At 74.8% G+C, this 14,049-nt stretch carries 12 protein-coding genes; 6 read left to right on the forward strand and 6 right to left on the reverse strand.

What is annotated here, in order from left to right; all coding sequences use genetic code 11:
* Window positions 1-56 precede the first annotated feature (56 nt).
* The 3 genes from ACIBW6_RS29170 to ACIBW6_RS29180 form a co-directional block, all read right to left on the reverse strand.
* The gene (locus tag ACIBW6_RS29170; RefSeq protein WP_399064740.1) at window positions 57-1,427 is read right to left on the reverse strand and encodes a hypothetical protein; all 1,371 of its coding nucleotides are present in this window, start codon (window positions 1,425-1,427) and stop codon (window positions 57-59) included.
* Between the two features lie 318 nt (window positions 1,428-1,745).
* Window positions 1,746-3,131: an FAD-binding oxidoreductase gene (locus ACIBW6_RS29175; RefSeq protein WP_399064743.1), complete on the reverse strand. Its 1,386-nt coding sequence runs from the start codon at window positions 3,129-3,131 to the stop codon at window positions 1,746-1,748.
* 122 nt (window positions 3,132-3,253) lie between these two features.
* A complete protein-coding gene (locus tag ACIBW6_RS29180) occupies window positions 3,254-3,703 on the reverse strand; it encodes an ATP-binding protein (protein ID WP_399064745.1) in 450 nt (149 codons plus the stop codon).
* A 162-nt stretch (window positions 3,704-3,865) separates the two neighbouring features.
* Between ACIBW6_RS29180 and ACIBW6_RS29185 the strand changes: the two genes are divergently transcribed.
* Window positions 3,866-5,815 carry a hypothetical protein gene (locus ACIBW6_RS29185; protein WP_399064747.1) on the forward strand — a complete coding sequence of 650 codons (1,950 nt, stop codon included), beginning with the start codon at window positions 3,866-3,868 and terminating at the stop codon, window positions 5,813-5,815.
* 111 nt (window positions 5,816-5,926) lie between these two features.
* Here the strand turns inward: ACIBW6_RS29185 and ACIBW6_RS29190 are convergent, their stop codons facing one another.
* Window positions 5,927-6,142 carry a hypothetical protein gene (locus ACIBW6_RS29190; protein ID WP_399064907.1) on the reverse strand — a complete coding sequence of 72 codons (216 nt, stop codon included), beginning with the start codon at window positions 6,140-6,142 and terminating at the stop codon, window positions 5,927-5,929.
* 185 nt (window positions 6,143-6,327) lie between these two features.
* Between ACIBW6_RS29190 and ACIBW6_RS29195 the strand changes: the two genes are divergently transcribed.
* Window positions 6,328-7,701 (forward strand): cryptochrome/photolyase family protein, encoded by a 1,374-nt coding sequence (locus ACIBW6_RS29195; RefSeq protein ID WP_399064749.1) that lies wholly within the window; start codon window positions 6,328-6,330, stop codon window positions 7,699-7,701.
* Here ACIBW6_RS29195 and ACIBW6_RS29200 read toward each other — a convergent pair.
* Window positions 7,676-8,656, reverse strand: coding sequence for a MerR family transcriptional regulator (locus ACIBW6_RS29200; protein WP_399064751.1), 981 nt, complete (start codon window positions 8,654-8,656; stop codon window positions 7,676-7,678). The two genes, ACIBW6_RS29195 and ACIBW6_RS29200, sit on opposite strands and share 26 nt — an antisense overlap.
* Window positions 8,657-8,811: 155 nt before the next feature.
* On the opposite strand from ACIBW6_RS29200, the gene ACIBW6_RS29205 reads away from it, so the two are divergent.
* Window positions 8,812-9,480 carry an RNA polymerase sigma factor gene (locus ACIBW6_RS29205; protein WP_399064753.1) on the forward strand — a complete coding sequence of 223 codons (669 nt, stop codon included), beginning with the start codon at window positions 8,812-8,814 and terminating at the stop codon, window positions 9,478-9,480.
* A gap of 168 nt (window positions 9,481-9,648) precedes the next feature.
* The gene (locus ACIBW6_RS29210; RefSeq protein ID WP_399064755.1) at window positions 9,649-10,881 is read left to right on the forward strand and encodes a GNAT family N-acetyltransferase; all 1,233 of its coding nucleotides are present in this window, start codon (window positions 9,649-9,651) and stop codon (window positions 10,879-10,881) included.
* A gap of 21 nt (window positions 10,882-10,902) precedes the next feature.
* Here the strand turns inward: ACIBW6_RS29210 and ACIBW6_RS29215 are convergent, their stop codons facing one another.
* Entirely contained in the window at window positions 10,903-11,316 is a 414-nt protein-coding gene (locus ACIBW6_RS29215) for a hypothetical protein (protein WP_399064756.1), read from the reverse strand.
* A gap of 247 nt (window positions 11,317-11,563) precedes the next feature.
* On the opposite strand from ACIBW6_RS29215, the gene ACIBW6_RS29220 reads away from it, so the two are divergent.
* Entirely contained in the window at window positions 11,564-12,064 is a 501-nt protein-coding gene (locus ACIBW6_RS29220; RefSeq protein WP_399064758.1) for a DinB family protein, read from the forward strand.
* Window positions 12,065-12,270: 206 nt separating this feature from the next.
* Window positions 12,271-13,980: a chitinase gene (locus tag ACIBW6_RS29225; protein WP_399064760.1), complete on the forward strand. Its 1,710-nt coding sequence runs from the start codon at window positions 12,271-12,273 to the stop codon at window positions 13,978-13,980.
* Window positions 13,981-14,049 lie beyond the last annotated feature (69 nt).

Raw genomic sequence — 14,049 nt, forward strand, 5'->3', positions numbered from 1 at the left:
CGATGGTGCCTCAGGACCGCTCACCGCACCCCGGCCGGGGTGCGGTGAGCGGGCTCTCACCTCGCCGAGGGCCAGTCGGCGGCCTGCGCGGCGGAGGCGGGGCGCTCCCGCCTCTCGCCCCTGGCCTGCGTCTCCGCTTCCTCCTGCCCCTCGTGCTTCGTGCGCCGCTCCTGCTTCTGCGGGCGCAGGAAGCGGTGCCAGCCGCCGGGCGGCCGCTCCCCCACGTCCAGAGCGCGCAGCCGGGCGAGGACCGCCGGGTCCTGCGCGTCGAGCCAGTCGACGAACTGCCGGAAGGAGACGAGCCGGACGTCCCCCTTGTCGGCGTGGCCGGCGATCTGCTTCAGCGCCGACTCGACGGCGTCCATGTAGATGCCGCCGTTCCACTCCTCGAAGTGGTTGCCGATGAAGAACGGCGCCCGGTTCGTCTCGTAGGCGCGGCGGAAGCCGGAGAGGTAGGCCTCGGTGGCCTGGGTGCGCCAGCCCGGGTAGTTGGCGGACGGGGCGCGGGTGGAGTTCTTGGACTGGTTGGCGAGGATGTTGTAGTCCATCGACAGGACCTCGAAGCGGTGGCCGGGGAAGGGGACCGCCTGCAACGGCAGGTCCCAGATGCCCTGGCGCTTCTCGGGCCAGCGCTGTTCGCCGCCGGGTGACGAGGCGTCGTAGCGCCAGCCGAGCTCGCGGGCGACCGGCAGCAGGTTCTCCTGGCCGAGCAGGCAGGGCGTGCGGCCGCCGATGAGCTCCTGGTCGTAGTCGAAGGGCAGCGACGGGTGCTCGTGCCAGCCCGTGTTGCTGCGCCAGGTCTTGACGAACTGCCGGGCCTGCTCGATCTCGCTGCGCCACTGCGCCGGGCTCCAGTTGCCGACGGAGCCGGAGCCGCCGCAGAAGTGCCCGTTGAAGTGCGTGCCGATCTCGTGGCCCTCCAGCCAGGCCTGATGGACGTACTTCAGGGTCTCCTTGACGTGGCCGTCGGTGAGGTAGCCGATGTCGGAGGCGCCGACGGGGTTGTTCGGCGGGTTGTAGAGGCGCTTCTTCTCCTCGGGCAGGACGTAGAGGCCCGAGAGGAAGAAGGTCATGTGCGCGTCGTGCTCGCGGGCCAGTTCCAGGAAGCGGGGGAAGAGGCCGTTGCCGACCTCGCCCGCGCCGTCCCAGGAGAAGACGACGAACTGCGGCGGCCGCTGACCGGGTTCGAGCGGGGTGGCGGGGCGTGGCTGGCCCGGCTGCTTCCCGGTGTACGAGGTCGAGCCGTCGCCGATCAGCACGGGTGCGGCCTTCTTCGGTCCGGCGGGCCCGTCCGGGCGGCGGCCGGGTCCGGCCGGAGGCTCGTCCCCGTCCGGGCCGCGGCCGCATCCTGCGAGGCTCCCGGCCGCGGCTCCCAGGCCGATCCCGAGCCCCAGGCGTGCCGCGTCCCTGCGGCTGATTCCACTCATGGACATCCCCATCCGCGCCGCCTGCGGGCGCGTCGTCTGTCCCCCCTCACGGACACCGACCCCCGCACCGTAGGTCCGATAAACCCACAAATCACACATTTGGTACGGCGTGCCGCACAGAAGCTCGCTGCCCGGGGCCCGGATTCTCACCGGGCGTTCACCGCGAAAGTGCGCAGCGGCGTTCCGCGGGGCGGCCCGGCGATCTACGCTCGGCGCGGCGGCACGCTCTCTCACCGGCTGAGCGGCCGGCCGGACACCGGCTGGGTCACCGATCCGGCGGGCCTGCCGCGCTGATCCGGGCGAGGGGCGTCGGCGGGGTCAGTCCTCGCCGACGACCTTTCCCGGGTTGAACAGGTCCAGGGGGTCGAGCGTCTGCTTCACGGCGCGCTGCACCGCGCAGACGGCCGGGCCCAGCTCGCCGCGCATGCCGCCGCGCTTGAGGAGGCCGACCCCGTGCTCGCCGGTCACGGTGCCGCCCGCCGCGACGGCCGCCCGCAGCAGCTCCTCGAAGGCGGCCTGCGCGGCGCGACGGGCCGCCTCGTCGCCGGGCTCGGTGATCAGCAGCGGATGCAGGTTTCCGTCCCCGGCGTGCGCGATGGTGGCGATGCGCACCCCGTGCCGGCGGCCGATGGCCTCGATGGTGGCGAGCATCTCCGGCACCGCCGAGCGCGGCACGCAGATGTCCTCGGTGAGGACGGGGCCCAGCCGTTCGAGCGCCGGATAGGCGAGGCGGCGTACGTCGAAGAGGGCCTCGGCCTCGACGGCGTCGGTGGACTGCTCGGCCCAGAGCGCGCCGGCCTCCTGGAAGGCGGCGGCCACCGCGGCGGCCTCGGCGGCGCCCGCGTCGCCCGCCGCGTCGAGCCGCGCGAGCAGCAGGGCCTCGGCGCCCGGTTCGATGCCCAGGTGCTTCCACTCCTCCACCGCCTCCATGCAGGCGCGGTCGAGGAGTTCGAGGGCGGCCGGCTCCAGGCCGCGGCGCGTGAGCAGGGCGACCGCCGCGCCCGCGGCGACCAGGCTGTCGAACGCGCCGACGACCGTGCGCGGCTCGCCCGCGGGCGCGGGGCGCAGCCGCAGCGTGATCTCCGTGATGACGCCGAAGGTGCCTTCCGAGCCGACGAACAGACTCGTCAGGTCGTAGCCGCTGACGCCCTTGGTGGTGCGGCGGCCGAGCCGGACGCGGCTGCCGTACGCGCCCGCGGGGCCGCCCATGACGACTTCGAGGCCGAGGACGTAGTCGCGGGTGACGCCGTACTTGAGGCAGCACAGGCCGCCCGCGTTCGTCGACACGTTGCCGCCGATGGTCGACCAGGGGGCGCTGGCCGGGTCCGGCGGGTACCACAGGCCGTGCTCGGCGACGGCGGCCTTCAGGTCGTTGTTGACGACGCCGGGCTGGACGACGGCGAGCAGGTTCTCGGTGTCGATCTCCAGGACGCGGTTCATCCGGGAGACGTCGAGGACGACGCAGCCGTCGACCGCGTTGGCGCCGCCGGACAGGCCGGTGCCCGCGCCGCGCGTCACGACGGGTATCCGGCGCTCGGCGCAGGCCCGTACCACCGCCTGCACCTCCTCGGCCGAGCCCGCCCGGACGGCGGCGAGCGGGCGGCCCACGGGGGCCCACTCGGCGTCGTCGCGGCCCAGGGTCGCGAGCACGTCGGGGTCGGTGACGAGGGTGCTGCCGGGCAGTGCGTCCACCAGTTCGCGCACCGCACCCGCTGTTTCTGCCGTGTTGATGTCGTGCCTCCCGAGCCCGTCCGATGACCGGCGGTCACGGGTGACCGCCGATGACCATCATGGAACACGGTTTCGAGGCGCCGTGCGGGGCGGGTTCACTCGGGCAGGGTCAGCACGGCCTTCACGCGCTTGCCGACCGGGACCCGTTCGAAGGTGAGGTCGGCGAGCATGTCGACGATCTCCAGGCCGTGGCCGCCGATCCGCCCGGGGTCGCGGGGGTAGCGCCGCGGGACCGTGCCGCTGCTGTCGTAGACGGCGACGGTGATCTGCCGCGCGGTCCCTTCGAGCTCCAGGACGTACGGTCCCGAGCTGTGCCGGTCCGCGTTCGTGACGAGTTCGCTGACGATGAGGAGCACGTCGCCGGTGAGGCGGCGGTCGACCGCGACGCACCACTCCTGGGTCAGCTGCGCCAGGAACGTCTCCGCGAAGTGGCGGGCCTGCGCGATGCAGCCCTCCTCGCCGGAATAGTGGGTCATCCGCCGCAGCGGCTCGACAGGAGTGTCGAAGCCAATGGGGATCACTGTCCCGTCCACATACTCGATCATCCGCGTCTCTCTCCGCCGGGCCCGTCTGGGTCAGGCCCCCGCAGGCATGCTGATACCCCGACTTCCCCGGTGCAGTCCTACCGGATCGTGGTGTGACTGTCACACGGCCCCGTCGTTTGCAGAGCGAAGCCCTCAACGCCCTTCGACGCGGGAGCACCGACCATGCCGACCCTTCGCCGCGGCCGACCGGCCCAGCGCACCCGGATAGCCGCTGACCGGGCCGAAGCCGCCCTCGTCGAGCAGTACACCGCGCTGGTCCGGCTCGCCTACCTGACGCTGCCCGCCACCCTGTCCCGGCACCGCCGGGTCCTCATGGCGCACGCGGCGGTGCAGCGGGCCCTGCCCGGCGCGCGGCCGGTGCGGGTGCCGGGCCCGCGGTCGGCGCAGGCCGGTCCCGGCGGCGCGGAGGACGCCCTGCGGGTGCGGGTGCTGAGAGCCGCGCTGGCCGGGGCGCACCGCCCGGCCGGCTGGCCCCGGGCGCTGCCGCCACCGCGGACGCTGCTGCCGCGGCTGCCCGTGGTGTGGGGTCTGCGGGTCTTCCCACGGGCCGGCGGCGCCGAGGAGATCGCCCTCGGGCAGGCGCTGGCCGGGGCGTCGGCGCCGGCCAGGGCCGCGTTCGTGCTGCGCCGGGTCGACGGCTTCTCCGCCGGGCGCGCGGCCGCTCTGCTCGGCGCTGCCGGGGTCGCCGCCGCGGAGGCCGTCGTGCGGGAGGCGGCGGGGCTTGAGGCGGGGGCGGGCGCCGCCGCCGAGGCGCTGCTGCGCTCCCAGGAGTTCGACGCCTGCTCGGTGCAGACGCGGCCCACGGACCTGGTCCGGCGGGCGCGCCGCAAGCGGCTCGGGTGGGCGGTGGCCGCGCTCTTCGTGGTCACCGCGGTGGTGTTCGGCGCCCCCGACGGCGGCTCCTCGGGGCAGCGCCCGGCGGCCCGGGCGAGCGCGGCCGGCCTCGACGCCGGGCGGCTGTCGCGCGCGGCGGCCGACGAGTGGGCCGACACCTCCCGGGTCGACTTCACGGTCTGGCCCGCGCGGGGCGGCCGGACGGACGACGCGGCGCTGCTGACGCGGGCCCTGGACGCGTGGGCGGCGCCGGCCGGCACGGTCGCGGTGACGGCCACTCCCGGGACCCCGGCGGACGCGCCGCCGCGCACACCGCAACTGCTCTTCGCCGGGGACGTCGACGGGCGCGGCACGGTGCTCCTGACCGACGGCGACCGGCTGGCCCGCTACGCCGAACCCGTCGACGGCGGCCGCGCCGCGCTCGACCTGGCCCGGGTGGACGACGCCGACGTGACCACCGCGGCGGCGGTGGTGCTGTCCCGCGCCGACGGCGCCGCCCGTTACCTGACGGCGCCCTGGGTGTCGGAGGTGACCCGGCGCGACCTGCTGCGGCCCGACACCCCGGCGAAGCCGCTGCACGTGTCGGGGGACGGCCTGACCGACGCCGTGCCCGTCGCCCCGGCCGGGGGCTGCGCCCGGCGCCCGGTGCTGCAACTGCGGTCCTCCGCGCGGATCGTGGAGCACCACGCGTTCCTGGTCGCGGATCTCGGCGGGCTCTCACCGGTGCACCTCACGTACACGCCGCTGCCCGGTCACGGCACGCCCCCGGCCCGCCAGCCGCGGGAGGCCACGAGCAGTCAGGCCCTGCTGGCGTGGGCGCGTACGGCCTGTGCTCTGGGGCCGTGGCGGGGCGGCGCGGTGCGCGCGGTGAACGCCTGGGACTTCGCCGAGCAGGAGCTGCCGGAGCGGGGCGGGCACGCGGTGTGGTCGTGCGCCCGCGCCTCGACCTGGCGCGGCCCCGGTGACGTGGCGCTGCTGCTGCGCGCCCCGGCCGCGTCCGTCACCGCGCCCGCCCGGGTCGTCGGCCGGGCCAGGAGCACGGCCGCGTGCAGCCGGTTCGGGCAGCACGTGGTGGCCTCCACCCGGTGGCGGTCGCCGGAGAAGCACTGGTACCTCGTGGCGGCGGGCAGCCGGGCGGTCACCCGGATCACCGTCGGCGGCGCGGTGGACGCCGCCCGCTCGGGCCGCGTGCTGGCCGTGCGGGCGCCCGAGCGGGGGGCCGTGCGGGTGACGGCGCGGCTGGAGAGCGGGGAGCGGCTCCCGGAAGTCGGTTCCTGACCGGCGGCCGGACCCGCGGCGCGCACAGCACCGGGCCCCCGTCCACAGGACGGGGGCCCGGTCGGGGTCGGCCGGCTCGCCGCGCTGCCCGGGCGCGGGCCGGCGCCCGGGTCAGCCGGGGACGTCACCTTCCCCGGCGACCACCAGGAACGCGTCCGAATCCAGGTCCATCACCACCCTCGCGGACCGCCCCTGCGCTCGCAGCTGCGCGGCGTACTCCTCCGCCGGCCAGGAACCGCGGGGCCCACCCGCGGGAAATCGTCGCAACACCGTCGTCCGCATCGCCGACACCTCCACACCCGTCTTCACCGCACGGACGGTGCGCACCCGGTGACCGTCCGTTCTCCCTTGAGCTGCGCTTGCCCCCATCCGGGGAGACCATGCACACAGGGCCGGCGGGGGCCGGGAATGCATGCATCCGTGCACGTCCCGGGGCAGGAAGGGCAGACGGGAACGGTGTGGGACACCCGGCCGTCTCCCGTCGCCCCCCATCTGAATCCGGGAGTACTGCCGTGCGTGTGCGTGTCGTCCTGTTCACCGCCGACCTGCGGGTCCACGATCATCCGCCGCTGCGGGCCGCTCTGGACGCCTCCGACGCGGTGGTGCCGCTCTTCGTCCGGGACAAGGGGATCGAGGCGGCCGGCTTCCTCGTGCCGAACCGGGAGGCGTTCCTCGCGGACTGCCTGCGCGATCTCGACGCGGGGCTGCGGCAGCGCGGCGGCCGGCTCGTCGTCCGCTACGGCGACGTGGTGGAGGAGGTCGCGAAGGTCGTCACCGAGACGGACGCCTGCGCGGTGCACCTGGCGGGCGACGTCAGCGCGTACGCCCAGCGCCGCGAGGACCGGCTGCGCACGGCGCTGCACGGCATCGGCTGCGAGGTGGTCGCGCACGACGCCGTGGTGACCTGCGTGCCGCCCGGCGCGGTCACGCCGGCCGGCAAGGACCACTTCGCCGTGTTCACGCCCTACCACCGGCAGTGGGACCGGCAGCACCCGCGGACGGTGGGCCGGGCGCCGCGTGCCGTCTGCGTGCCCGACGGGGTCGGCTCCGAGCCGCTGCCCGGGCGCGATTCGGTCCCCGGCGTGTCGCCCGGGCTCGCCGAGGGCGGCGAGCGGGCGGGCCGGGCGCGGCTGACGGCCTGGCTGCGGTCCGGGATCGCCGCGTACGAGGACCGGCACGACGACCTGGCCGGCGACGCCACCTCCCGCCTCTCCCCCGACCTGCACTTCGGCACGGTGAGCCCGGTGGAGGCCGCGCACCGGGCGCGCGCGGCGGGCGGGCCCGGCGCCGAGGCGTTCGTACGGCAGTTGGCCTGGCGGGACTTCCACCGCCAGGTGCTGGCCGCGCGGCCCGCCGCGGCGCACGACGACTACCGCACCCGGCACGACCGCTGGCGCCCGGAGCGGTCCGCCCGCCAGGACGTCGAGGCGTGGCGCGCGGGCCGCACGGGCTACCCCGTGGTCGACGCCGCGATGCGGCAGCTGCGGCACGAGGGGTGGATGCACAACCGGGGCCGCCTGCTGACGGCGAGCTTCCTCACCAAGACGCTGTACGTCGACTGGCGGGTCGGCGCCCGGCACTTCCTGGACCTCCTCGTGGACGGGGACGTCGCCAACAACCAGATGAACTGGCAGTGGACGGCGGGCACCGGCACGGACAGCCGGCCCAACCGGGTCCTGAACCCGGTGACACAGGGCAAGAAGTACGACCGGGACGGCGCGTACGTGCGGCGCTGGGTGCCGGAACTCGCGGGGCTCTCCGGTTCCTCGGTGCACGAGCCGTGGAAGCTGCCGGCCAAGGAGCGCGCCGGGTACGACTATCCGGACCCGGTGGTCGAACTGGCCGACGGGCTCGACCGGTTCAGGCGGGGGCGGGGTCTGCGGTGAGTTCGGGGTACAGCAGCCGGATGCGGGTCAGGGCCTCCGGCAGGCTCGCGGGGCGCAGGGCTCCGCGCAGTGAGCGCCCGGCCCAGCCGGGTCCGGCGAGCATCATGACGGGCCCGCCGCGGGCGCCGCGTACGCCCCAGCGGGCCTCGGCGAGGTGCCGGGCCAGCGGCAGGCTCGCGGTGGACCGCGCCTGGGCCCACAGCACGACGACGCGCGGCCCGGTCCTGCGCACGGCGGTGGTGACCGCCTCGACGGGCACCGCCGCTCCGAACATCCGCTGCGGGAGGCCGAGTTCGTCGAGGGCGGCGCTGAGCGCCTCCAGCGGCAGCGAGTGGTCCTCGGCCGGTGCGCAGGCGAGGACCACCGGGGGCGCGGCGGTGGTGACGGGGGCGACGGGGCCGCGGTGCAGGGCCCGCGAGACATGGCCGGAGAGCAGGTGCTCGACCTCGACGTACCGGTCGCCGGCCGCCTCCCACTTGCGGCCGATGGCGTGCAGCACGGGCACCATCACGTCCTGCCAGGCGACGACCGGGCCGTGCTGGGCGACCGCTTCGTCCAGCAGTTCCCGCACGACGGGGGCGTCGAGCCGGGTCGCGGCCCGGGCCAGGCCCCGGCGCTGGCGCTCCAGCGCGGCCGCGGCGGGCCGGCCCGCGGCGGCGCGCGGGCGCGGCACCGCGCCGGGGGCGGCGGGGTGCTGGCGCTTGCCGGCCAGGTGGGCGGCCTCGGCGGGCGGCAGGCCCGACGCGGTGAGCCGGCACATCTCCTCGACGACCGCGACGTCCTGCGCCGACCAGCGCCGGTGGTGGCCCGCGGCGCGCTCGGCGGGCCCCAGGCCGTAGCGCCGGTCCCAGGTGCGCAGGGTCGTCGGGGAGACTCCCAGGCGCCGGGCGAGGGCGCCGGTGGTGACACCCGGTCCCCGCGCCGCCGCGCCGCGCACGTCCCGTTCCTCGTCCATCGGCCCACGATACGACGCACAAACGATGCGAGTTGCGGTGCGACCGCGACGGTTTCGAGGATGACCGGTCCGTGGAGGGCGGCGCGGTCCCCGCGTCCGTCTCCGACCGAGGACCGGCACGTCCGGGTCCACTTCGAGGAGTTGACGAGGCACCGATGAGCGTAGCGGTCCGGATGGATACGCGCGTGGCGCACGGGACGGCCGGTTCGGCGGCCCGGACGGACGCGGCGCACCTGGCCGACCTCTATGTGCGGTGGGCGCCGCTGGTCCGCCGGCTCGCCCGGCGGGCCCTGGGGGACGGCCGGGACGCGGAGGACCTCACGCAGCAGGTGTTCCTCGCCGCGTGGCGGGGCCGGGCGGGCTACCGCCCCGAACTCGGCTCGGAGGCGGCCTGGTTGACGGGGATCACCCGGCACCACATCGCGGACGCGCTGGCCCGGCGCACGCGCAGGACGGCCCTGCTCGACGGGCTTGCCGCGCGGTGCACCGTGGTGCCGGAGGAGATGGACGCGGTGCTCGACCGGGTGCTGGTGACCAAGGAGCTGGCGCGGCTGCCGGTGCCGCAGCGCACGGTGCTGTGGCTCGCGTTCTACGAGGACCTGACCCAGCCGCAGATCGCGGACCGTACGGGGTGGCCGCTGGGCACGGTAAAGAGCCATGCGCGGCGCGGGATGGGCCGGCTGCGCACCCGGCTGCGGGAGTTCGGCGTGCACCGCGGGCAGGAGTTCGCCGTGGAGGGTCTCCCGCCCGGCGGGAGCGGACCGCGGGCCGTGGGCGCATCCGGGCGGGGCTTCGCGGCCGGAGGACAGGGCGGCGCCGGCTGACGTACCCGTCGAACGCCGTACCGGCGGCGGGGTGACCCCTCCCGTCCCGCCGCGGGGGCGGCGCCCGCCCGGGCGAGCGCCGCCTCAGGCCGGCGGCGTCGCCCGTGGCGGCGTCGTCGGCCGCATCCCGCGGGCGTCCCGGGCGGCTCCCGGCTAGGGTTTGTGATCATGAATGTCCGATCCGTACAGATCCGTGAGCTGCCCGAGTCCGACATCGAGCGCGCCCTCGCGCTCGCCTACCTCGTCTTCCACGAGTCGCCCGAGGACGAGCGGCGCCGGCACCACCGCGAGTCGCTGGCCGGTTTGCTGCGCATCGGCGCCTACGACGGTCAGGAGCTGGTCGGGTTCGCGGCCGCGTACCCGTTCACCGTGTCCGCGCCCGGCGGCGGTGAACTCCCCTGCCCCGGCCTGAGTTTCGTCTCCGTCGCGCCGACGCACCGGCGGCGCGGGGTGCTTTCCGGGATGATGGCCGAATTGTTCGCCCGGTGCGCGGGGCAGGGCGCGCCGCTCGTCGCGCTGTGGGCCTCCGAGGCGTCGATCTACGGCCGGTTCGGCTTCGGCCCGGGCAGCTACGGCGCGACGGTGGAGATCGACGCGCGGCGTCCGCTGGCGCTGCGCCTCGCGCCCGACCCCCGCGGCCTGCGTCTGGTCGATCCGGACCGCGCACCGGCCCTGCTCGGCCCGTACTTCGAACGGACGAGGGCGCACCGTCCCGGCCGCCAGGCGCGGACGGAGGGGTGGTGGCGCGAGGAGTGGCTGGTCGAGAAGGACGAGGACGACGAGGCGCTGTCGCCGCCGCGGATCGTCGCGCTGGGCGACCCTCTCGCCGGATACGCGATCTACCGGACCAAGTCCGGGGACGAGGAGGCCCGGACGCCGGGTCTGGTGCGGGTCGACGAGCTGGAGGCGGACGGTCCCGCGCAGGCGGCGGCGCTGTGGAGCTATCTGACCGCGATCGACCTGACCGGCACGGTGCGGGCCTGGGGGCGGCCGGTGGACGACCCGCTGCTGCTGCTCGCGGCCGACCGGGACCAGGTGCGGGTGACGGAGTCGTTCCCGGCGCTGTGGGTGCGGCTGGTCGACGCCCGGGCGGCGCTGGCGGCCCGTACCTGGGCGGCGCCGGTGGACGTGGTGCTCGCGGTCCGTGACGAGCGGGTGCCGGCGAACGCGGGCCGGTTCCGGCTGATCGCGTCGCCGGACGGGTTCTCGTACGCGCCGACCGCGGACGAGCCGCACCTGTCGTTCGAGGCGCGGGATCTGGCGACGGTCTACATGGGGGCGACGTCCGTGGCGGCGCTGGTGCGGGCGGGCCTTGTCGCCGAGCACAGGCCGGACGCCGCGGCGATGCTCGACGCCGCGCTCCGGACCGAGCTGCGGCCGCACACGATCGACGGTTTCTGAGGGTCCGGGCGGGCCGGCGGTTCAGACGGAGGCGTGGGCCCGCCTGCGGGCCGCCGTGCGGGCCATGCGCAGAGCGTCCACGGACTCGGCGAGCAGTTCGTACTCGGTGGTGTCGTCGCGGGTGGCGACGCGCACGAGGCGACCGCCCGCGAGCGCCTCGGCGACGCGCTCCTGCTGGCCCGCGTCCGCGCACCAGGCGCGGAGCAGGTCCGGCACGTCCGGGGTGTCGTCGCTCACCGGCATCAGGGCGCCTTCGGGAACGTGCGGCAGACCGGGGCGGGGGTCGAGGCGCTCGGCGATCCACCCGGCCCGGTCGCGTAACCACCACAGGGCGAGCGGCAGGGTGGGCGCGCGATAGGTGCCGAGGGGAACTCCGACGCGCCGTCCGCCGCAGATTCCGTACGCGGTGACATGGCACAGGAATTCGTCGTGCACGCTCTCCCCCATTGTCTGATGCCATTGATCACCGACAGGTCCGCCATTGATCAACGTCCGACTCCGGCGGGAGAAGGCGATCAAGGAAATCGCGCCGCCCGCCGCCGCCTTGGGACAGAATTCAACTGTCTCACCTGTCGAGTATCGGCACTTCGCACGCACTGTCACCATGCTTTTCTCGCCAGTCTCCTGGCATATTCGGGCGCGTCCGTGGCCGAAATCCGCGTGATCGGCAAAACTGCACCTCATGCACTCCCATGACGTACTCATCGACGGCTACGGCCGCATTCAAGAAGAAGTGCACGCGGCGGTCGAGGGCCTTTCCCCCGACGCCCTCCACACCCGGCCGGGCGGCGCCGGGAATTCCGTCGCCTGGCTGATCTGGCACCTCACGCGCGTCCAGGACGACCACCTCGCCGACGCGGCGGGCACCGAGCAGATCTGGCTCACCGGGGGCTGGGCCGAACGCTTCGCGCTCCCGCTGCCGAAGACCGACACCGGGTACGGCCACACGTCCAAACAGGTCGGCGAGGTGAAGGTCGCGTCCGGTGAACTCCTCGTCGGCTACTACGACGCGGTGCACGAGCAGACCCTGCGCTTCCTCGGCGGCCTGCGGGACGCCGCGCTCGACCGGATCGTCGACGAGGACTGGGACCCGCCGGTGACCCTCGGCGCGCGCCTCGTCAGCGTGCTGGCCGACGACCTCCAGCACGTGGGACAGGCGGCGTACGTGCGCGGCCTGGTCTGAGAGCCACGCCCCCGAGCGGGCGGCAAGCGGCGCCGAACCCCCGGTTCGGCGCCGTTCGTGTGCGTCCCCGCCTCCCGGAGCACGCGGGGCCCGAAGACCGGCGCATGCCAGAGGTCTTGACAACTCGAATGGTCTGGACCAGCTTAAGCGCACAGCGGTGGCCACCGTTTCACCTCAGCCCTTCACCTCTCCCCCGGAGGACCACCGTGGACCGTGCACGTCATGGCAGACCCGGCGCCCGGCGCCGGCTCGGCGGCGCGCTCGCCGTCATATCGGTCGCCGCGCTCGGCGTCACCGCACTCGCCGCGCCCGCCCAGGCCGCGGACGTCAACGTCGCCAAGAACGCCGGCTTCGAGGCGGACCTGGCCAACTGGACCTGTACCGCGGGCAGCGGCGCGGCGGTCTCCTCGCCGGCCCACGGCGGCGCCAAGGCGCTGCGGGGCACTCCGGCGGGCCAGGACAACGCCAAGTGCAGCCAGACCGTGGCGGTCAAGCCCAACTCCACGTACACACTGAGCAGCTGGGTGCAGGGCGGCTACGCCTACCTCGGCGCGAGCGGCACCGGCACCACCGACGTGTCGACCTGGACGCCGGGCAGCTCGTCCTGGCAGCAGCTCACCACCTCCTTCAAGACCGGTGCGAACACGACGTCGGTGACGGTCTACACGCACGGCTGGTACGGCCAGAGCCCGTACTACGCCGACGACGTGAGCGTCCTCGGCCCCGACGGGGGCGGCGGCAGCGACCCGGTGGTGATCCCGGCCGTGCCCGCGGGCCTGGCCTCGGCCGGTGCCACGGCGTCCTCGGTCGACCTGTCCTGGACGCCGGTCTCCACCGCCACCGGCTACAACGTCTACCGGGACGGCACGAAGGTCGCGTCGGTCACCGGGGCCTCGGCGACCGTCACGGGCCTCGCGGCCGCCACCTCGTACAGCTTCCAGGTCAGCGCGGTGAACGCGGCCGGTGAGTCGGCCAGGTCCGCGGCGGTGACCGCGAAGACGTCCGCCACCGGGGGCGATCCGGGCGGGGGCAGCGTGCCCAAGCACGCGCTGACCGGTTACTGGCAGAACTTCGACAACGGCGCCACCGTGCAGAAGCTGCGGGACGTCCCGTCGCAGTACGACATCATCGCGGTGTCCTTCGCCGACGCCACGACCACGCAGGGGCAGATCACCTTCAACCTCGACCCGGCCGTCGGCTACGCCTCCACGGCCGACTTCAAGGCGGACATCGCCGCCAAGCACGCGGCCGGCAAGTCCGTGATCCTCTCCGTCGGCGGCGAGAAGGGCAGCATCTCCGTCAACAGCGACGCCTCGGCGACCGCCTTCGCCAACAGCGCGTACGCGCTGATGCAGCAGTACGGCTTCGACGGCGTCGACATCGACCTGGAGAACGGCCTCAACTCCACCTACATGACCAAGGCGCTGCGCCAGCTGGCGGCGAAGGCCGGGTCGAAGCTGGTGCTCACGATGGCGCCCCAGACCATCGACATGCAGTCCACGTCGGGCGAGTACTTCAAGACCGCGCTCAACGTGAAGGACATCCTCACCGTCGTCAACATGCAGTACTACAACAGCGGTTCGATGCTGGGCTGCGACGGCAAGGTCTACAGCCAGGGCTCGGTGGACTTCCTCACCGCGCTCGCCTGCATCCAGCTGGAGGGCGGCCTCGACCCGTCGCAGGTCGGCCTCGGCGTGCCCGCCTCGACGCGCGGCGCCGGCAGCGGCTATGTGGCCCCGTCGGTCGTCAACAACGCGCTGGACTGCCTGACGCGTGGCACGGGCTGCGGCTCCTTCAAGCCCGCGAAGACCTACCCGGGGCTGCGCGGCGCGATGACCTGGTCGACGAACTGGGACGCGACGGCCGGCAACGCCTGGTCGAACGCGGTCGGGCCGAAGGTGCACAGCCTGCCGTAACACGGCCGTGGCCGTATCTGTGGGACACCTGGCCCCACAGCCATGGCGCCCGTCGGCGGACGGGCGGAA

This window comes from Streptomyces sp. NPDC049813, from assembly GCF_044465085.1.
GTDB lineage: Bacteria > Actinomycetota > Actinomycetes > Streptomycetales > Streptomycetaceae > Streptomyces.